A 22,205-nucleotide genomic window follows, 5' to 3' on the forward strand; every position below is an offset into this window, starting at 1 on the left:
GTCGAGGTCCGCCACGATCCTCAAAGGCACGCCCCGGCGGCGCAAGCCAGTATCCGGCGGCCCGTGCCCCGGCCCGGCCCCGCGCGCCCGACGGGGCCGGTACTACCCCGTCGGGCGCGCCTGGACGCACGGCCTTCGTCAGGACGGGGCGGGCACCCCCTCGGGCGCCGGAAGGAACCCCGTCGCGCGAAACCAGATCAGGTAGCGGGTCAGGATCTCCTCGGTCAGGGCCGGCAGGTGCACGCCCCGCGCCGCCGCCGCCGTGATGGTCCGGCTGGAGTCGAAGCGGCGCCGGTCGTTCGCCCCGTGCCGGTCGCCGGCCTCGTCCCCGAGGAACAGCTGCGCCGCGTTGTCGCGCTGCGCCGCGACACGGGCCTGCCACTGCGGGGCGGGAACGGTGCGCAGCTCGTGGCCGAGGCGGGCGGCCACCTCGAAGACCGTGTGCAGGCCGGGTGCCTCGGGGTGGGTGAGATGGTACGGCTCCGCGGCCTGCCCGCCGGTGGTGGCGAGCGCCACGACCGCCGCGCTGACGTAGTCCACGGGCACCCAGTCGGTCGACCCGTGCGGCAGGTCCGGCACCATCCCCGCCTGGAGGCAGCCCTTGATGAGCTGCCACAGCAGGTCCCGGTCCTGGCAGGCTCCCGTGGTGGTGTCGCCGCTGATACGGCCCGGCCGGTAGACGGTCACCGGCAGTCCGCGCTCGCGGGCCAGGCCGAGGAGCCCCTCGGCGACCCACTTGCTGCGCGCGTACCCGTCCGGCAGTCCGGCCGCCGGGCCGGTCGGCGTCGACTCCGTGATGACGGCGTGAGGGGCGTCGGGGGCGTAGACGCCCGTGGTCGAGACGTAGTGCAGGCCGGGGGAGGCCGAATCGGCGAGCAGACGCAGCAGCTCCTCGGTGCCGGCCACGTTGGGGGCCCGCAGATCCCCGTACCCGGCGGCGAAGTTGACGCGCGCCCCGTTGTGCAGCACGAGACCGAGACGGCGCACCAGAGCGGCCCGCTCCCGCGGCGGCAGGCCGAGGCCCGGCGCGGCGAGGTCGCCGGGCACGGGACGGATCAGGTCCGCGTACCGTTCGCGCCACAGGCCGTAGCGCTCCAGGTTGGCCCGTAGCCGGCCGGCCGCCCGTCGCTCGTCCTCGGCCCGCACGAGGCAGTCGACCGGTTCGCCGGTGGTCTCGATCAGGTCGCGCAGGAGGAAGGCGCCGAGGAAGCCGGACGCGCCGGTCAGGAAGGGGCGGGGCGAAGGGCGCGAGGGGCGCGGGGCGGGGACACCGTCCCGGCCCGCCCGGCCCACGCCCGTGATGTCCGCCGCGAGCCGTACCTCGGCGGCGAGGCCGCTCGTCAGCGCGGGCTCCTCGGGCTCCTTCCCCGTCCCCGCCTCCATCTCCGTCAGGAGACGGTCGACGCCCTCGACGGTGGGAGCCGCGAACAGCGCCCGCAAGGAGGGCCGCCGGCCGCAGCGTTCACCGATCCGCTGGGCCAGGGTCACGGCGAGCAGCGAGTGGCCGCCCAGCGCGAAGAAGTCGTCCCCGACGCCGACCTCGGGCACGCCGAGCGTCTGGGCGAACGCCGCGCACAGGGCGCGCTGCCGATCGGTGCGCGGTGCCCCGCCGAGGGCCGGGGCGGCCGGGCCGGGCGCGGGCAGGGCCCGCCGGTCGGTCTTCCCGTTGGGGGTGACGGGCAGGGCGGCGAGCCGGACGTGGGCGGAAGGGACCATGTGCTCGGGCAGAGCCGCCGCGAGGTGGGCCCGGATCTCCGCCTCCTCCGGGCCCGCCGTGTCCTGCTCGGACACGGTGTACGCGACCAGACGCCGGTCGCCGGGCCGGTCCTCGCGGACCATGGCGCAGGCCGCCCGGACCCCGGGCATCGAGGTCAGGGCGGCCTCCACCTCCCCGAGTTCGATGCGGAAGCCGCGGAGCTTGACCTGATCGTCGACGCGGGAGACGTAGAGCAGTTCGCCCTCGCCCGTCCAGCGCACCAGATCGCCGGTGCGGTACATGCGGCCCCCCGCGGTGTCGAAGGGATCGGCCACGAAACGGGACGCCGTCAGGGCCGCCCGGCCGAGGTATCCGCGGGCCAGACCCGCACCGGACACGTACAGCTCGCCGACGACACCGGGCGGTACGGGCGCCAGCCGCTCGTCCAGGACGTGGACCCGCGTACCGTCGACGGGGACACCGATGGACACGCTGCGGTCGGGGGCGAGCGGGCCCCGCGCGTGCTGGAAGCCGCTCATGGTGGCGCACACGGTGGTCTCGGTGGGCCCGTAGGCGTTGACGAGGAACCGGTCCCGCGCCCACTCCCGTGCCAGCGCGGGAGGGCACGCCTCACCCGCGAGCACCAGCGTGGTCCCCGAAGGAAGCGAGCCGGGCGGCATGACCGCGAGGGCGGGAGGCGGCAGGGTGAGGTGGGTGACGCCGCGCTCGCGCACCAGGGCCGCGAGAGTGGGCCCCGGCAGCAGCGCCTCGCGCGCGTCGATCTCCAGGCAGGCCCCCGACAGCACGCCCATGCACAGCTCCCAGAACGCGGCGTCGAAGCTCACGGACGCCAGGTGCAGCACCCGGCTGCCCGGCCCCGCGCCCAGCCGCTCTCCCTGCGTCCTGACCAGAGCGCCGACGCCCCCATGGGTGACCACGACACCCTTGGGCCGGCCGGTGGAGCCGGAGGTGTAGATGACGTACGCCGGGTGCGCCGGCAGGAGGGACACCACGGGCGCGGCGGGCGGGCCCGCGGGCGGGGCGCTCTCCCCGGTGTCCGCCACGTTCAGGTACGGCACCTCCGTCTGCGGGAGCCGGCGGCGCACCTCGGGCGTGGTCAACAGCAGGCGCGGCCGCGCGTCGTCGAGCATGTACGACAGGCGCCCCGCCGGGTAGTCAGGGTCGAGTGGCAGGTAGGCGGCCCCGGCCTTGAGTACGCCAAGGAGCGCCACGACCAGCTCGCGGTCGCGGGGGAGGGCGACGGCCACCCGGTCCTCCGGTCCGACGCCCCGGGCCACGAGGTGGCGGGCCACCGCCTCGGCGCGCGCGTTCAGCTCGCGGTAGGTGAGGGTGGCGCCGGCGTCACGGACCGCCGGGGCGTCCGGAGTGCGCCGCGCCCACCGCTCGAACAGCGCGGGCACTGTGGAGCGCGGCAGGTCCTTGTCGGGACCGGTGCCCCAGGCGCCGAGACGGTCGCGCTCGGCAGCCAGGAGCACCTCGTACGTGTGCAGTGGCCGGCCCGGGTCGGCGCTCACGGCGTCGAGCAGCGCGACGAGGCGTTCGGCGAGGCCCCGCACCGTCGCCGCGTCGAACAGTTCCGTCGCGTAGTCCACGCTAGCCCGCAGACCGCTGAGCGCGCCGTCGGCCCCGTACGTCTCGGTGAAGGTGAAGGACAGGTCGAACTTGCTGACCCCCAGCCCGATCGGGACGGCGCTCACGCTGAGGCCGGGCAGTACGACGGGGGCGGCCGGAGTGTGGTTCTGGAGCACCAGCATGGTCTGGAAGAGCGGGGGATGGTTCTGCGAGCGCGCCGGGTTGAGCAGTTCCACCAGACGCTCGAAGGGCACGTCCTGGTGCGCGTACGCCGAGAGATCGAACTCCTTGACGCGATCCAGCAGTTCGAGGAAGGTCGGATCGCCGCTCAGGTCCGTGCGCAGCACGAGCGTGTTCACGAAGAACCCCACGACGTCCGCGACGGCCTCGTCGGTACGGCCGGCGACCGCCGTGCCCAGCGGGACGTCCTCGCCCGCGCCGTGCCGCGACAGCAGAAGGGACAGCGCCGCCTGGAGCACCATGAAGACGCTGCTCCCGCCGGTCCGGGCCAGGTCCGCGATCCGCCGGGCGGTGTCGCCGTCGAGGGCGAACTCGTGGCCGGCACCGGCGTGTCGCGGCACCGCGGGGCGCGGCCGGTCCCACGGCAGCTCGATCAGCTCCGGAAGCTGGGCCAAGGACTCCTCCCAGAAACCGAGTTGGCGGGCGGCCAGGCTCTCGGGCGCTCTCTCGTCGCCCAGCAGGCGGCGCTGCCACAGGGTGTAGTCGGCGTAGTCGACGGCGGGCTCGGCCCACCCGGGGGCCTCGGCGCGCACACGGGCCGCGTAGGCGACGCCGAGATCCCGGGAGAGGGGCGCCAGGGAGGAACCGTCCGCGGCGATGTGGTGGATGACGAGGACCAGGACATGGGCGTTCTCGGCCAGGCCCAACAGGGTCGCCCGCAGCGGCAGTTCGCGCTCGATGTCGATCGCCGCGCCCGCGAGCGCGTCGAGACGGGCCTGGAGTCTGTCCTCCGCCACGTCCTCGCGGCCGAACGGCAGCCGCGCCTCGTGCGGCGCGACGATGTGCTGACGCGGTACGCCCTCGTGCTCGGGGAAGACGGTGCGCAGGGCGGAGTGCCGGGCGAGGACGTCCTCCAGGGCCAGCCGCAGCGCCTCCGCGTCCAGCGGCCCGTCCAGGCGTACGGCGAAGGGGATGTTGTACGTCGCGGACGGGCCCTCAAGCCGGTGCAGGAACCACAGGCGCTGCTGGGCGAAGGACAGCGGCACCGTTCCGGGGCGTTCCCGCGCCACGAGGGCGGGCCGGGCCGGGCGGTTCTCCTCGGCCAGGGCGGTAGCGAGCGCGGCCACCGTCGGGTTCTCGAAGAGCGTGCGGATCTCGGTCTCGGTGCCCAGGGCGGAACGGACCCGGCCCACGAGGCGGGTGGCGAGCAGCGAATGGCCGCCCAGAGCGAAGAAGTCGTCCTCGGCGCCGACCCGCTCCACCCCGAGCACATCGGCGAACAGCCCGGCCAGGATCTCCTCGTGGGCGCCGCGCGCCGGCCGGCCCACCGCCGCGCGCGGTTTCGCGGGAGCGGGCAGGGCCGCCCGGTCGAGCTTGCCGTTGGTGGTCAGGGGCAGCGCGTCGAGCGGCTGCACGGCGCCCGGCACCAGATAGGCGGGCAGGTGGCGGCCGAGGTGCGCGGTGAGCAGATCCGCGTCCGTGGTGTGTCCGGGCGCGGGCACGACGTACGCGGTGAGGGTGCGATCGCCCGGCAGGTCCTCGCGGACCACGACGCAGGCCGCCCGCACCGACGGATGGGCGCGCAGCGCCGCCTCGACCTCGGCGGGCTCGATGCGGTGACCGCGCAGTTTGATCTGCTGGTCCGCCCGTGCCACGTAGTGCAGCGCGCCGTCGCCACCGAGCCGCACGAGGTCGCCGGTGCGGTACATACGGGCCCCGGTGCCGGAGAAGGGATCGGCGACGAAGCGGCCGGCGGTGAGGCCGGGGCGCCCCAGATAGCCGCGCGCCACCCCCGGGCCCGCGACATACAGCTCACCCTCGGCGCCCACCGGGACGGGCCGCAGTGACGCGTCCAGCACGTAGGCGCGCATCCCGTCGAGCGGACGGCCGATCGGGGGCACCCCTGCGGGGGCGTCCGGGCGCACCCGGTGGAGCGTGGCGAACGTCGTGGTCTCGGTGGGGCCGTACGCGTTCAGGACCGCCGTACCCGGATGGGCGGCGGCCACCCGCTGGAGCACCCCGGGCGCGGCGGCCTCGCCCCCGGCCGCCGCCAGCCGCAGCAGCCCCAGAGCGCCCGGGTCGGACTCGGCGACGACGTTGAACAACGCCGTCGTCAGGAACGCCGCCGTCACCCCGTGCTCGGTGACGAGTTCGCGCAGCACCGCGGGTTGCAGCGTGCCCTCGGGGGCCACGACCACCCGGCCGCCGTTGAGCAAAGGGACCCAGATCTCGAAGGTCGAGGCGTCGAACACGTACGCCGAGTGCAGCAGGACACCGTCCGCGACCCCCTCGCCCCACGTGCGGTCCGCCGCGAGCGCGATCAGGTCGGCGTGGGTCACGCCGACCCCCTTGGGCAGACCGGTCGACCCGGAGGTGAACATCACGTACGCGAGCCGGGAGCCGTCCGTGACCCCGGGCAGCTCGCCCCGGACCGCGGGGCCGCCGCTCACCACCCGCCCCGCGCGGTCCACCGTCACCACCGGCACCCCCGGGGCGAGCCCGCTCACCCAGGGATGGGAGCGGGTGCTCTCGTCGACGATCAGCGCACGCGCGGCGGCCACCTCGACGACCCGCTGGAGCCGTTCGGCGGGCCACCGCGGATCGAGGGGCACATAGGCCGCGCCCGCCCGCAGGGCCGCCAGGGAGGCGGTGACCAGGGCGGCCGAGCGGCCCAGGAGAACACCGACACCGTCCTCGGCGCCGACCCCGAGACCCGTCAGGACACCGGCCAGTTCGTCGCCCAAGGCCACCAGCCGGCCGTAGCTCAGCTGCTCCCCCGGGCCCGAGACGGCCGGTGCCTGCGGATGGCGGGCGGCGAACCGCGCGACGGCCTCCGCCACCCCCGTGCCCTCGGCGACGGGGCGCGGCACGCCGCCACGCCCCCGCGCGAGCAGCGTCTCCCGCTCGCCGTCCAGGAGGACGGCGACCGAGTCGGCCCGGCGGTCCAGGCCCTGCGCCATCTCCGTCAGCAGGTGCCGCATCCGGGCGACCGTACGGGCCACCTCCTCGCGGTCCAGGGCGGCGGCCCGGTACCCGAAGGTGATCCTCAGCGACTCGCCGGGAGCGATGGTGAGGGTGAGCGGGTAGTGGGCGGCGTCCGTGCCGCTGAAACCGGTGACGGCCAGGCCCGGCAGCCCCTGCCGCGCCGTGCGCAGGGCCTCGGCGTCCATCGGGTAGTTCTCGAACACGGCGAGGGTGTCGAAGAGCGCGTCCAGACCGGTGAGGTCGCGCACCTCGGTCAGCCCCACGTACTGGCTGCCCAGAAGGCGGCCCTGCTCCTCCTGGAGCCGGGTCAGCAGCGCGGCCAGCGTCTCGCCGGGCACCGTGCGCAGCCGGACCGGAACGGTGTTGATGAACAGGCCCACCATGGTCTCGATCCCGGGCACCTCCGGCGGGCGGCCGGAGACGGTGGTGCCGAACACGACGTCCGAACGCCCCGTGAGATGCGTGAGCAGCAGCCCCCAGGCGCCCTGCACCAGGGTGTTCAGGGTGAGCCGGTGGGCGCGGGCCGTCTCACGCAGAAGCCGCGTCGTGGCCTCGCCCAGGTCCAGGACGAGCGACTCGGGCAGCTCACCGGAACCGGCCGCGCCCACGCCCTCGCGCCGGGAGAGCAGGGTCGGCGCCTCGACGCCGTCCAGGGCCGTGCGCCACGCGTCCAGGGCGGCGGCGCGGTCCTGCCGGGCCAGCCAGGCGAGGTAGGTGCGGTACGGGGTGACACGCGGCAGGGCCCGGTCGTCGCCCCCGTTCGCGTACAGCTCGAACAGCTCCCGCACGAGCAGCGGCATCGACCAGCCGTCGAGCAGGATGTGGTGGCTGGTCATCACCAGCCGGTGGCGCCCCGGCGCGGTACGCACCAGGGTGAACCGCATCAACGGCGGTGTGGTCAGGTCGAAACGCCGGACCCGGTCGGCGGCGAGGAACGCGCTCAGCCGCTCCTGCGGCGTACCCGTCCCGTCCGCCGTGCTCAGGTCCAGTTCCTCCAGCGGCACCGGAACCTCGGCGGCCACGGCCTGCACCGGTTCGTCCAGGCCCTCGTGGAGGAAGCCGACCCGCAGATTCGCGTGCCGCCGCAGCAGGGCGCCGATCGCGGACCGCAACTGCGGCACACCGAGCGGGCCTTCGAGCTCGAAGACGAACTGCGAGGTGTACACGTCGACCTCGCGCGAGTCGTACAGCGCGTGGAAGAGCATCCCCGCCTGAAGCGGTGTCAGCGGCAGTACGTCCTCCAACTGGAACCCGGTCACTTGCGTCCACCCCACTTGTTCTGCAGTCGGTCGATCTGGGCCTGGTTCAGCGAGACCAGGGGGAGGTCGGACGGCGTCCAGCCGCCGGCCTCGGGTCGTTCGGCGTACTCGGCCAGAGCGCGCAGGGCGCCGGCGAAGGCGTCGGACAGGGCCTCGACGTCCTCGTCCTTGAGCAGGTCGCCCGGCCAGGTCCAGCGGGTCACCAGCCGTGGACCGTCCGGCAGGTCCTCGGTGTGCGCGTTGATGTCGACGACGTGGTGCACGGGCATGTCCGGGTCCTGACTGCGCGGCCCGCCGCCGTCGAGCAGCACCTCCCAGTCGGCGCCCGCCTCACCGGAGCCCTCCGGCGAGGAGACGTACCGGCCCAGGTAGTTGAAGCCGATCTGCGGTTGCGGCACGGTGGCCAGCCGGGGGCGGGTGGCCGGGTTGAGGTGGCGCAGCATGCCGTAGCCGACGCCGTGGTCCGGGACGGCCCGCAACTGCTCCTTGACGCGTTTGAGCGCCCGTTCGACGACGGCCGCGTCGAAGTGGCCCGGGGCGGAGGGGTCGAGCGGACCGGGGTCGAGCCGGACCGGGTACAGACTCGTGAACCAGCCGACCGTACGCGACAGGTCGAGGTGCTCGGCGATCTGCTCGCGGCCGTGGCCCTCCAGGTCGACGAGGACGCCGGTGTCCGTCGGGCGCTCCCCGCCGAGCCGGGCCGCCCGCTCCCCGCGCCAGGCGCGGACCGCGAGCGCCAGGCCCGTGAGCAGCACATCGTCCACCCCGGCGTGGAAGGCGGCGGGAACGGTGGTCAGCAGGGGCTTCGTCCAGCTCGCGGGCAGATGGGTCACCACGGTGCGGGTCCGGTCGGCGGTGTCCAGACCGGGGTCGAGCGGCCGGTAGCCGAGCTGCGGGTCGGGCGTCGCCAACGCCGCCTCCCACAGCGGCAGTTCCGCCGCGCGCTCGGCGGTGGTCGCCTGGGTGTTCAGCAGCCGCGCCCAAGCGCGGTAGGAGGTCGGGACGGCCGGGAGCGAGGCCGCCGGGGCGGGGCGTCCGCCCGCCGCGGCGCGAGCGGTGACGATCTGCCAGGCGGTGGCCAGATCGGCGGTGAGGACGCGCCAGGAGACCGCGTCCACGGCCAGGTGGTGGACGACGAGCAGCAGGCGCCCCGGGGCCCGGGTCCCGGCGTCGCACCACACGGCCTCGACCACGTTCCCGTCCGCGGGCCGCAGCCGCCTGCGGGCCTCCTCGCCCGACGCGGTCACGGCGGCCCGGACCGCCTCGGCGTCCATCCCCGCGACGTCGACCCGGGTGAAGCGGCCGCGGGCCGGAACCGACCCCGGCGGCAGGGCTTCGAGGACGGGCTCGCCCCCGGCCGTCCGGACCACCCGCAGCCGCAGCAGATCGTGGTGGTCGAGGAGGAGTTGGAGGGCGGCGACGAGGAGGTCCTCCTCGGCGCCCGCCGGGGTCCGCACCACCCCGGACTGGTTGTACCCGTCCGTGGCGCCGGTCCGCTCCAGGAACTGCGCGACGATGGGCGTCGGCGGCAGCACCCCGGTGCCGGTCTCGGTGGGCGCCGCGGTGTCCTGGCCGAGCGTGCCGGCGACCGCCGCGATGGCCTCGGGGGTGCGGTGCAGGAAGACGTCGCGCGGAGTGATGCCGAGGCCGGCCTCGCGGACCCGGCTGACGACCTGGATGGAGAGGATACTGTCGCCTCCCAGAGCGAAGAAGTCGTCGTCGGCCCGGACCGGGGTGCGCAGCACGGCCGCGAACACCTCGCACAGGACGCGTTCCCGCGCCGTGCGCGGCTGCCCGCCCGTCCGGTCGGTGGCGGGACGCGCCGGGACGGGCAGGGCCCGCCGGTCCGTCTTTCCGTTCGGCAGCAGCGGCAGCGCGTCGAGCGCGACGAAGACGCCGGGCACCATGTAGGGCGGCAGGACCGCCGACAGCCGGGCCCGCAGCTCACTGTCGGGGGGAACGGCGCCCCCGTGCCCGTCCCGCACGGTGTAGGCGACCAGGCGCCGCTCACCCGGCCGGTCCTCGCGGACCACGGCGCAGGCCGCGGACACGCCGTCGAGCGCGGTGAGAGCGGACTCGACCTCACCCAGCTCGATGCGGAAACCGTTCAGCTTCACCTGATCGTCGGCGCGTGAGACATAGCCGAGCAGACCGTCGGCGTCCCGCCGCACGAGGTCGCCCGTGCGGTACATACGGCTGCCGGCCGGGCCGAACGGATCGGCGACGAACCGTGCCGAGGTCAGGCCCGGACGTCCCAGGTAGCCGCGCGCGAGGCCCTCACCCGCGACGTACAGCTCGCCGGTCACCCCGGGCGGCACCGGCCGCAGAGCGGCGTCCAGGACGTAGGCGCGCGTGTTGTCGACGGGCCCGCCCAGCGGCACGCTCCCCTCCTGCGCGGCGGGGTCCGTTCCGGCGTCCCGGTGGTGGTGGGCGGTGGCGTCGATGGTCGTCTCGGTGGGCCCGTACAGATTGTGCACCTCGACCCGCCACTGAAGCGCGGCGCGAGCGGCCAGCGACCTGGGCAGGGGCTCGCCGCCGCACAGGACGGCGCGCAGGCTCGTGGGCCGCTCCCCTGAGGCGGTCTCGGTCAGCACGAGCGACAGGTGGGCGGGCACGAACTGGGCCACGGTCACACCCAGTTCCCGCATCCGGGCCAGCAGCCCCGCGGGGTCGTGGTTGACGGCGGGCGGCACCGGGCAGGTCGATCCCCCGTGCAGCAGCGGCAGCCAGGTCTCCCAGACGGAGGCGTCGAAGCTCGGTGAGGTGCGGGCGAGGACCCGGTCCGCGCCCGTGAGGCCGAGGTGGCCCGCCATCCACGCCATGTGGTTGGTCAGGGAGGCGTGGGTGACGACGACCCCCTTGGGCCGGCTCGTGGAGCCCGAGGTGTAGATGACGTACGCCGCGTCGCGCGGATCGGGGGCGGCGGCGGGCGGTGTCGCCCGTCCGGTGGACCACGCCGACCGGTCGTCGAGCGCGAGGCAGGGCAGCGGCAGGCCGGTCCGGGCGGTGCCGTGGGTGAGGAGCAGCGCGGGGCGGGCCTCCTCGACCATGTGGGCGATCCGCGCCTCGGGGTACTCCAGGTCGACCGGCAGGTAGGCGGCCCCCGCCTTGGCCACCGCCAGCATCGCGACGATCTGGTCGGCGGTGCCCGCGAGGGCGAGGGCGACGAGGTCGCCGCGGCCGATGTTCCTGTCGTGCAGATGGTGCGCCAAGTCGTTCGACAGAGCGTCCAGTTCGCTGAAGGTGAGGTCGTGTGCGCCGTCCCGCACGGCGACCGCCCCGGGGGTCCGCAGGCGCTGCGCGCGGAACGCCTCGGGCACGGTGCGCGCCGGGACGGGCCGCACGGAGCCGTGCGCGACACTCTCCAACGCCCCCCGCTCGGCGTCGTCCAGGACGTCCACGCGGTGGACACGCAGGCCCGGGTCGGCGGCGAGCGGGCCCAGCAGACGGGTCAGCCGGTCGGCCAGGGCGTGCGCGGTGGCGGGGGTGAACAGTTCGGTGGAGAACTCCAGCACCCCCGCCAGGCCCCCGGGCCGCCCGGCGCCGTCGCGGGTCTCGGTGAAGGTGAAGCTCAGGTCGAACTTGCTGATGCCGGTGCGCACCGGCTGCGGCGTCACCGTGAGACCGGACAGGCCGACCGCGGCGTCCTCCTGGTTCTGCAGGACCAGCATGGTCTGGAACAGCGGGTGGTGGTTCTGCGCCCGCACCGGACTCAGGGCGTCCACCAGGCGCTCGAAGGGCACGTCCTGACGGGCGTACGCGGCCAGGTCGAACTCCCGCACCCGGTCGACCACTTCGCCGAAGGTGGGGTCGCCGCTCAGGTCGGTGCGCAGGACGAGGGTGTTCACGAAGAAGCCCACGAGGTCGTCCAGGGCCTCGTCGGTGCGTCCGGCGACGGCGGTGCCCAGCGGGATGTCCGGGCCGGCGCCGTGCCGGGACAGCAGCACCGAGACGGCCGCCTGGAGCACCATGAACAGGCTGCACCCGCGGGAGCGGGCCAGCTCGGCGAGAGCCCGGTGGGTCTCGGCGCCGACCGAGAAGGCGTACGCGTCGCCGCGGTGTTCCAGCACGGCGGGACGCGGCCGGTCGCAGGGCAGATCGAGCAGTTCCGGGGCGCCGGCGAGCGCGGTGCGCCAGAAGTCGAGCTGCCGGGCGGCCCGGCTGGACGGATCCTCCTCGTCACCGAGCAGCGCCCGCTGCCACAAGGTGTAGTCGGCGTACTGGACGGCGAGTCCGGGCCAGGACGGTGCCACACCCTCCACGCGCGCCCGGTAGGCCCCCGCCAGGTCGCGGGCGAGCGGGGCCAGGGACCACCCGTCGCCCGCGATGTGGTGGACGAGCAGCACCAGAACGTGGGCCTCGGCGCCGAGCCGCAGCAGCCGCGCGCGCACCGGCAGCTCCTCGCTCACGTCGAAGGCGTGCGCCACCTCGGCGGTCAGCACCTCGTCGAGGCGCGCCTCGGTGGTGTCCCGGGGGGTCAGGTCGAGGTCGGCGCTGGTGGCGTCGAGGACGAGCTGACGCGCCACGCCCCCCGTGTCGGGGAAGACGGTGCGCAGACTCTCGTGGCGGCCGACGACGTCCACGAGGGCGCTCTCCAGGGCGTCCACGTCGAGCGCCCCGTCCAGGCGCAGTACGAGCGGCACGTTGTAGGTGGCGCTCGGCCCCTCGAACCGGTTGAGGAACCACAGCCGTTGCTGCGCGAAGGACAGCGGCAGCGGATCGGGGCGGTGCGCGGCGCGTACCAGGGCGGGCCTGGCCTCCTTGGCGCCGTCCAGCGCGGCCGCGAGCGCGGCCGGCGTGGGGTGCTCGAAGAGGGTCCGCACCTCGACCTCCACACCGAGCGCGGTCCGGATCCGGGCCGCGAGACGGGTGGCGAGCAGCGAATGGCCGCCCAGCGCGAAGAAGTCGTCCTCCACACCCGCCTCGCCGAGACCCAGCACTCCGGCGAAGAGTGAGCACAGGATCTCCTCGCGCACGGTGCGCGGGGCCCGCCCGCCCCCGGTGGCCCGCTGCTTGGGCGCGGGCAGCGCCCGCCGGTCCACCTTCCCGTTGACGGTCAGCGGCAGCGAGTCCAGGACGACGAACGCCGAGGGCACCATGTAGACGGGCAGGGACCGGCCCACGACCCGGGCGAGTTCGCCCGCGTCGAGACGGGCGCCGGCGGCGGGCACCACGTACGCGACGAGGCCGCGCTCGCCCGCGCCGTCCTCGCGGACGAGGACGAAGGAGTCCGCGACGCCCTCGCAGCTCGTGAGCAGGCCCTCGATCTCGCCCGGCTCGATGCGGTAGCCGCGTAGTTTGACCTGGCTGTCGGCGCGGGCGACGTACGCGATCTGCCCCTCCCGCGTCCACCGCACGAGGTCGCCGGTGCGGTACATGCGGCCGCCCCGGGCGTCGAAGGGGTCGGCGACGAAACGGGTGGCCGTCAGCCCCGCGAGCCCCGTGTACCCGCGCGCCACACCGCGTCCGGCGAGGTACAGCTCACCCACGACGCCCGGCGGGACGGGTTCCAGGGACTGGTCGAGGACGTACAGGCGCATCCCGTCCAGAGGACGCCCGATGGGCGGCGGGCCCGGCGGCAGGCCGGGGGAGACCTCGTGGCGGGTGGCGAAGGTGGTGGTCTCGGTGGGGCCGTACACGTGCAGGACCCGGACGCCCAGAGCACTGCCCGCGACCCGTTGCATCGCGTCCGGGGAGGCCAGTTCACCCCCGGCGCACACCAGCCGCAGACCGCTGAAGGCGCCCGGATCGGTCTCGGCGATCACGTTGAACAGGGCTGTCGTCAGGAACACGGCGCTCACCCCGTGCTCGTGGACGGCGTCACCGAGGGCGCGCGCTTCCAGGACGCCCCGCGGCGCGACGACGATCCGGCCGCCGCGCAGGAGCGGCGCCCAGATCTCGAAGGTCGAGGCGTCGAAGACGTAGGCCGAGTGCATCAGGACGGCGTCGGCGGCGCCGTCCTCCCAGGCGGAGTCGGCCGTGAGCGCGACCACGTCGGCGTGCGTGACGCCGACCCCCTTGGGCAGCCCGGTCGAGCCGGAGGTGAACATCACGTAGGCGAGGGCGTTCGGCCCCGGTACGGGGCGCGGGCGGCCCGGCCGCTCGGGCGCCCCGCGCAACACCCGGCCGAGCCGGTCCACGACCACGACCGGCATCCGGTGGGCCGCCGCGCTCACCCAGGCGCTGGCGAAGGCGTCCTCGTCGACGACCAGGACCCGTACGTCCGCCACCTCGGCGACCTGATCCAGCCGCTCCCGCGGCCAGCGGGCGTCCAGGGGGACGTAGGCGCCGGCCGCGCGGACCGTGCCGAGCGAGACCGAGACCACGGCCGGCGCCCGGCCGAGCAGCACGCCGACCGCGGTCTCCGGGCCGATCCCCAGGCCCGCCAGCATCTGCGCCAGGTCGGCCGAGATCCGGTCGAGTTCGGCATAGCTGAGGGAGGTGTCCCCGTCGGTGACGGCCACGGCGTGCGGGACGTGGCGCACCCGGGCCGCGAAGAGAGCGGGCAGGGTGGAGTCCTCGAAGCCCGCGGGCAGGGCGCGGCCGGTACCCCACCGCGTGACCCGGCTCCGCTCCTCGTGGGTCATCAGGTCGTAGCGCGCGAGCGGCAGCCCGGGATCGGCGGCCACCTGTTCCAGCAGGCGCAGCAGCCGCGCGGCGAGGGTGTCGACGGTGGCGCGGTCGAAGAGGGCGGTGGCGTACTCGATCCCGGCTTCGAGGCCCGCCGCGCCCTCCTGCTCGGTGAAGGCGAAGGTGAGGTCGAACTTGCTCAGTCCGTTGTGGACGAGCCGGTCCTCCACCGTGAGCCCCGGCAGGTCGGGGCGGGCCGTCTCCTGGTTCTGCAGGACGAGCATGGTCTGGAACAGCGGGTGGTGGTCGCGGGCGCGGACCGGGTTCACGCTCTCGACGAGCCGCTCGAAGGGCACGTCCTGGTGCGCGTAGGCGGAGAGATCGAACTCCCGTACCCGCACCAGCAGTTCGCGGAAACTCGGGTTGCCCGACAGGTCCGTGCGCAGAACCAGTGTGTTGACGAAGAACCCGACCATGTCCTCCAGGGCCTCGTCGGTGCGTCCGGCGACGGGGGAGCCGAGCGGGATGTCCTCACCCGCGCCGTGCCGGTGCAGCAGCGTGGCCACGGCCGCCTGGAGAACCATGAACAGGCTGCTGCCCGACTCCCTCGCCAGGCGCAGCAGCCCGGAGTGCACCGCGGGCGGCACGTCGAAGGTGTGGACGTCCCCCCTCGGGTCGGTGGTGGCCGGACGTGGCCGGTCCAGCGGCAGGTCGATCAGTCCGGGCAGGCCCGCGAGGGCCTCGTGCCAGTGGTCGAGCTGCCGCCGCAGGACGCCCCCCGGCTGCGCGCCGTCGCCCAGCTCGGCGTGCTGCCACAGGGCGTAGTCGGCGTACTGGAGCGGAACACCGGCGCTCAGTACCGGTTCCTCGCCGAGGAGCCGGGCCCGGTAGGCCGCGCCGAGGTGACGGGCGAGCGGCGCGAGGGACCAGCCGTCGCCCGCGATGTGGTGCAGGACGAGCACCAGGACGTGGTGGCCGGGTGCGGAGCGCAGCAGCAGCGCGCGCAGCGGCGGGTCGGTGAGCACGTCGAACGGCTCGCGCACCGCCGCCAGTACGGCCCCCTCCACCTCGCCCGGCGCGGTGCTCACGACCGGCAGGCGCGAAGTGGCGGTGTCCGTGGGCAGGACCGACTGGTAGGGCACCCCGTCCCGCTCGGGGAACACCGTGCGCAGCGCCTCGTGCCGCTCCACGACGTCGCGCAGCGCGGCCCGCAGGGCGTCCGTGTCCAGCGCGCCGTCGAGTTCGAGGACGAGCGGGATGTTGTAGGCCGAGTTCGGGCCTTCGAGCCGGTTGAGGAACCACAGGCGCTGCTGCGCGAAGGACAGCGGCAGCGGTTCGGGCCGCTCCCGCACGGGCACCACCGGTGGGCGGCTCTGGCCCGGGGCGTCCAGCACGCGGGCCAGGCCCGCGACGGTCGGGTGCTCGAAGAGGGTGCGCACCGCGATCTCGGCGCCCAGCACGGCACGGACCCGGCTGATGACCCGCATGGCGAGCAGCGAGTGACCGCCGAGTTCGAAGAAGCTGTCGTGCGGGCCGACGACGGAGCGCCCCAGGACCTCGGCGAAGATCCCGGCGAGCAACTCCTCCTGAGGGGTGAGCCGGAGTGGCCCGCCGGAAGCGCCCGTCTGCGATTCCGGCTCGGGCAGGGCGCGCCGGTCCACCTTCCCGTTGGGCAGCAGCGGCAGCGCGTCCAGGACGAGAACGGCGCCGGGCACCATGTAGTGCGGCAACTGCTCGGCGAGGGCGTCCCGCAGCGCAGCGGGACGCGGCCGCGCGTCGGCGCCCACGACGTAGGCGACCAGACGGCGCACTCCCGGTCTGTCCTCGCGGATCACCGCGCAGGCGGCGGTGACGCCCGGCCGGGCCAGGAGCGCGGCCTCCACCTCGCCCAGCTCCACCCGGAATCCACGGAGTTTGACCTGATCGTCTGCGCGGGCGACATAGTCGAGCAGCCCCTCCCGGTTCCACCGTACGAGGTCGCCGGTGCGGTACATACGGGCGCCGTCGGCCGCGAAGGGGTCGGCGACGAACCGGGCGGCCGTCAGGCCCCTGCGCTCCAGGTAGCCGCGGGCCAGACCGGCCCCCGACAGGTACAGCTCCCCGGTGACCCCGGCCGGGACGGGCCGCAGCCGGCCGTCGAGCACGTAGGCGCGTACGGCGTCGACGGGCCGGCCGATCGGCACCGTCTCGGACGCGGTGCCCGGGGCCGGGGCGCCCACGCGGTGGGCCGTGGCGTCGATGGTCGCCTCGGTGGGCCCGTACAGGTTGTGCACCTCGGCCTGCCACAGCTCACGGACCTCGTCGGCGAGCGCGCGCGCCAGCGGTTCCCCGCCGCACAGGACGGCCCGCAGCCGGGGCAGGTCGGCGTGGTGTGCCGCCTCGGAGAGCACGAGGTTCAGGTGCGAGGGTACGAACTGGGCGACCGTGACGCCGAACCGGCCCATCCACGAGACGAGTTCGCGGGGCTCCTGGTTGGCGCCCCGCGGCAGGAGGCAGACCTCGGCGCCGTACATCAGCGGCAGCCACACCTCCCAGACCGAGGCGTCGAAGCTGCTCGACGTGCGGGCCAGGACCCGGTCGTCCGGGCCCAGGCCGAGGTGGCGCCCCATCCAGGCCATGTGGTTGGCGAGCGCGCCGTGCGACACCACCACCCCCTTGGGGCGGCCGGTGGAGCCCGAGGTGTAGATGACGTACGCGGGGTCCGCCGGATGCGGAGTGCGCGGGAGGGGCCGGACGGCCCCCGAGGGGCGCAGGGAGGGGTCGTCCAGGGCGAGCCGGGGCGCCTCGCCGACCGGCAGGTCCGCGAGCAGGTCCGCGGTGGTGAGGAGCAGCGCGGGCCGCGCGTCGTCGAGCATGTGCCGTACGCGGGCGGGCGGATACCCCGGATCGACGGGCAGGTAGGCCGCTTCGGCCCGCAGCACCCCGAGCATGGCCACGACCGCGTCCACCGACGGCGGCGCGGCGAGCGCCACCCGGTCCTCACGCCCCACACCCCGCTCGCGCAGGATGTGGGCGAAGGCGTCGGCTCGGGCGTCGAGTTCGGCGTAGGTGAGGTGCGTGTGGGCGTCCCGCACGGCCGTCGCGTCGGGAGTGCGGGCGGCCCGCTCGCGGACCGCTTCCGGAACGCTGGGGGCGGGCTCGGGACGCTCCACCCCACGCCCCTGACCGAGGAGGCGCTCGCGTTCGCCGGGCGCGAGCGGGTCCAGCGCGCTGACCGGCCGGTCGGGTGCGGCGACGGCCTGCTCCAGTACGCGTGCGAACCGGGCGCACAGGGCGTGGGCGGTGTCGGCGTCGAACAGGTCGGTGGCGTACTCCAGATATCCCTCGATGCCGCTTGCCCCGGCCTCCGCCGGCCCGTCGTCCTCGCGGTCCTCGGCCGATCCGGTGTACTCGGTGAGCGACAGGGTCAGGTCGAACTTGCTGATCCCGGTGTGCCGCGACCGGTCGTGGACGGTCAGTCCGGGCAGGTCGAGCCCGGCCCGGCGCTGGTTCTGGAGGACCAGCATGGTCTGGAACAGCGGGTGGTGACCGCCGGAGCGCTCGGGGTTGAGCACCTCCACGAGCCGCTCGAAGGGGAGGTCGCCGTTGCTGAAGGCGGCGAGGTCGAACTCCCGTACACGATCCAGGAGTTCCCGGAACGTCGGGTCGCCCGACAGGTCCGTGCGCAGGACGACGGTGTTGACGAAGAAGCCGATCGCGTCGTCCAGGGCCTCGTCCGCGCGGCCGGCCACCGCGGTCCCGAGCGGGATGTCGGTACCCGCGCCGTGGGCGTGCAGGGTCAGGGCGAGTGCCGCGTGCAGCACCATGAAGGGGGTGCAGCCGGCGGCACGGGCGAGCCCGAGGAGCGCGCCGTGCGCGTCGGCGGGCAGCGCGAAGGGGACGACGTCGCCCCGGTGGCTGGGCACGGCGGGCCGGGGCCGGTCCAGAGGCAGGTCGAGCAGGTCGGGGGCGCCGCGCAGAGCCTCCTGCCAGAAGGCGAGCCGGCGCGCGCCCGGACTCTCCGGGTCCTCGTCGTCCCCCAGCAACTGCCGCTGCCACAGGGTGTAGTCGGCGTACTGGACGCGCAGCGGGGGCCAGTCCGGGCGCTCCGCGCCCGCGGTCCTGGCACGGTAGGCGGCGCCGAGGTCGCGGCGCAGCGGGGCGAGGGACCAGCCGTCGGCGACGACGTGGTGCAGTACGAGGACCAGAAGGTGCCGCTCCGCGTCCCGGCGCAGCAGGTGGGCGCGGAAGGTGGCGTCGCCCGCCAGGTCGAAGGCGGCGGAGGTCAGACGGCGCACCGTCGCCTCGGCCCAGTCGTCCGCGGCCTCCCCGGCCGGGGGCAGCTCGACGACGAGGGGGACCAGCGCGGCGGCGGTGTCCGCGTCGAGCACCACCTGACGCGGTACGCCGTCCTGTTCGGCGAAGACGGTGCGCAGACTCTCGTGCCGGGCGACCACATCGGCCAGGGCGCCACGCAGGGCGTCCGTGTCCAGCGGCCCGTCGATCTCCAGGACGAGCGGCACGTTGTACGTGTCGCTCGGGCCCTCGACGCGGTTGAGGAACCACAGGCGCTGCTGCGCGAAGGACAGCGGCACCACCTCGGGCCGCTCCTGCGGGACGAGGGCGGGCCGGGCCGCCTCCACCGTGTCGAGGACGGCGGCGAGTGAGGCCACCGTCGGGTGCTCGAAGACGGTGCGCAGGTCGAGTTCGGCGCCCAGGGCGGTGCGGACCCGGCCGGTGAGCCGCGTCGCGAGCAGCGAGTGACCGCCCAGGGAGAAGAAGTTGTCCTCGGCGCCGACGGCGGGCACCCCGAGCACGTCGGCGAACAGGCCGGCCAGGACCTCCTCGTAGGCGGTGCGCGGGGCCCGGCCCGCGGCCGACGCACGCGGCGCGGGCAGCGCGCGACGGTCGACCTTGCCGTTGGCGTTCAGCGGCAACGCGTCGAGGGACACGAACCGCGAGGGCACCATGTAGGCGGGCAGGACGCGTCCCACGCGACGGGCCAGCGCGGCCTCGTCCGGCAGGGCCCCGGCCGTCGGCACGACGTACGCGACCAGTCGCCGGTCCCCGGGCACGTCCTCGCGGACCAGGACGGAGGCGGCCCGCACGTCCGGGTCGGCGAGCAGGGCGTTCTCCGTCTCGGCGGGCTCGATGCGGAACCCGCGCAGTTTGACCTGTCCGTCCGCGCGCCCGACGTACTCGATGTCGCCCTCGGCGGTCCAGCGCACGAGGTCGCCGGTGCGGTACATCCGGGCGCCGTTCCCCTCGTACGGGTCGGCCACGAAGCGGCCGGCGGTCAGCCCCGCGCGGCCGAGGTAGCCGCGGGTCGGGCCGCGGCCGCCGAGGTACAGCTCCCCGACGACACCGGGCGGCACCACGGCGAGGTCGTCGTCGAGCACGTACACGCGCATCCCGTCCAGGGGACGGCCGATGGGCGGGACGCCCTCCGTCGCGGCCGAGACCGGGTGGCGAGTGGCGAAGGTGGTGGTCTCCGTGGGCCCGTACACGTGCAGGACCCGCGTGCCGGGGAGGGCGGCGGCCACCCGCCGCATCAGATCCGGCGCCGCGGCCTCACCCCCCGCCGCGACCAGGCGCAGCCCGGCGAAGGCCGTCGGGTCCGTCTCGGCCACCAGATTGAACAGGGCCGTGGTCAGGAACAGCGCGGTCACTTCGTGCCGCCGCACCGCCTCCCGCAGGACGCGCGCCTCCAGGACCCCCTCGGGGGCGACGACCACCCGGCCACCGTTCAGCAGCGGCACCCAGATGTCGAAGGTGGAGGCGTCGAAGACGTAGGCCGAGTGCAGCAGCACCGCCGCGCAGACGCCGTCCGACCAGATGGTGTCGGCGCTCAGGGCGAGCACGTCGTCGTGGGTGACACCGACGCCCTTCGGCAGTCCGGTGGAACCGGAGGTGAACATGACGTAGGCGAGCCGCTCGCCCTGGATCACCCGCGGCAGCGGGCCGGGACGCGGCGGGGCGCCGCGCAGGACGGCGCCCCGCCGGCTGAGGACGAGCACCGGCAGTGTGGCCGCCCGCTCGCGCACCCAGGGCAGGACGGCGGCGGCCTCGTCGACCACCAGCGCGCGGACCCGGGCGATCTGGGCGACCCGGTCGAGTCGTCCGGCCGGCCAGTCGGGGTCCATCGGCACGTAGGCGGCCCCCGCGCCCACCGCCCCGAGGGTCGCGCACACCACGGCCGCCGAACGGCCCACGAGCACACCGACGCCGTCCTCCGCGCCGACACCCCAGCCGGCCAGGGACGTCGCGATTCCGTCCGCCGCCCGCTCCAGCTCCTGGTACGAGAGGGTGTCGGCACCGTCCACCACGGCCGGGGCCGCCGGGGTGCGCCGCGCCCGCGCGGAGAAGGCCGCCGGCAGACCCGGGACCTCGGCGGGGGCCGGCAGCTCGGCGCCGCGTCCCTGTGCGAGCAGCGCCTCCGCGGCGGCGCCGTCGAGGAGGGGGAGATCGCGCAGCAGGACGGTGGAGTCGGCGCGGGCCAGGGCCGCGAGGAAGGAGACGACCGCCCGCTGGTGCAGGGCCACGTCCTCCTGGCGGTACAGCTCGGGATTGGTGTCGAACCCGATCAGCGGGCCCTGGCTCTCCGACCGTTCGGAGACGAACAGGGACACGTCGTCGACCGGCCCGATGGACAGCACCCGTGAGGTGGCGGGGGAGCCGGCGAAGTCGAGACCGTAGTCGTAGCCCATGATGTTGACGACGATGTCGGTCAGGCCAGCCGCGCCGTCGGTCAGGTTCAGCTCGCGGACCAGCTGTTCACGCGAGAAGCGACGGTGGCGCAGGGCCCCGCGCATCTCGGTGGCCACGGTCCGCACGAGCGCTCCGACCGTCGTGTCGGGGGCGACCTCCAGGCGCAGCGGCAGGATGGTGGCGGTCATGCCGGGGATGTGCCGCAGCCCACCGGGCCGGCCGTGGGAGGCGAGGCCGACGGTGACCTCCGCCCTGCCGGTGACCCGGCCGACGTAGGCGGCGACCGCGCTCACGAGGACGGCCGTCCAGCTCGTACGCCCGGCGGAGGCGAGACGGCGCAGGTCCTCCAGGACGGAGACGGGCAGGGTCTCGCCGTTGTGCAGATGCACCTCTGCGCCGGCGGGCCCGGCCGGCGCGTCGGTGCGCCGGCGGATGAGCGGGGCGCCGCCGCGCGCCCGCGTCTCGTCCGCCCCGTCCGGCCCGGCTTCCGCCTCGCCGGTGGCCAGGTCCGCGAACCTGCTGGTCCAGTAGGCCCGGTCGGCCTGGTAGCGGTCCGAGTCGCGGTAGGCCACCTCGTCGGCTATGAGCGCGCGCAGCGGCGCCGCGGGCAGCTCGATCCCGGCGGGGTCCTCACCGCGTACGGCACGTCCGTAGAGGTCGGCCACGGTGCGGGCGAGGACGGCACCGCTGAGCCCGTCGACAGCGATGTGGTGGTAGCGGACGTACCAGTAGTGACGCCCGGGGCCGAGCCGCAGTAACGCCTGGTGGTGACGCGGGGCGTCCAGCCGGTCGACCGCGGCCATGTCCCCGGCCATGTAGCCCTCCGCCGCGGCCTGGGGGTCCGCTTCGTCGCTGAGGTCGATCACCTTGAGCCGGTCCTCAGCGGTCGGGGGCCGGGGCAGGACGCGCTGACGCACCGTCTCGTCCCGCGCGACGAACTCGAGGTTGAGGCTGTCGCAGGCGGCGACGGCCCGTCCCACCGCGGCCGTGAACAACTCCTCGTCGAGGTCGCCCAGAATCTCCAGGCATTCGCCGATGTTGTATTTAGGGCTGTCGGGGTCGACCAGTTGCCCATACCAAACACCTTGTTGGGCCGGGGTCAGTTCAAGGAATTCTTCCGGAACTGCGTGCGGGGAGAGCGGGCGGTTTTCGTGCATGCCGGTCGACACCTTCGGGAGGAGTTTTTCTGGGACGACGGAGAAGGCGTGACGACGTGCACGCCCTTGCGCCGATCG

2 protein-coding genes are annotated in these 22,205 nt (G+C 74.9%); both read right to left on the minus strand.

The window, feature by feature from the left end:
• Positions 1 to 138: 138 nt before the first annotated feature.
• Positions 139 to 7,713, minus strand: a complete 7,575-nt coding sequence (locus tag ACFYMP_RS09225) for an amino acid adenylation domain-containing protein (protein WP_388853030.1) — start codon at positions 7,711 to 7,713, stop codon at positions 139 to 141.
• Positions 7,710 to 22,127 (minus strand): amino acid adenylation domain-containing protein, encoded by a 14,418-nt coding sequence (locus ACFYMP_RS09230; protein WP_388853033.1) that lies wholly within the window; start codon positions 22,125 to 22,127, stop codon positions 7,710 to 7,712. Before ACFYMP_RS09230 ends, ACFYMP_RS09225 begins: the two co-directional genes overlap by 4 nt.
• Between the last annotated feature and the right edge of the window lie 78 nt (positions 22,128 to 22,205).

It is taken from the genome of Streptomyces sp. NPDC007088 (genome assembly GCF_042869355.1).
GTDB lineage: Bacteria > Actinomycetota > Actinomycetes > Streptomycetales > Streptomycetaceae > Streptomyces.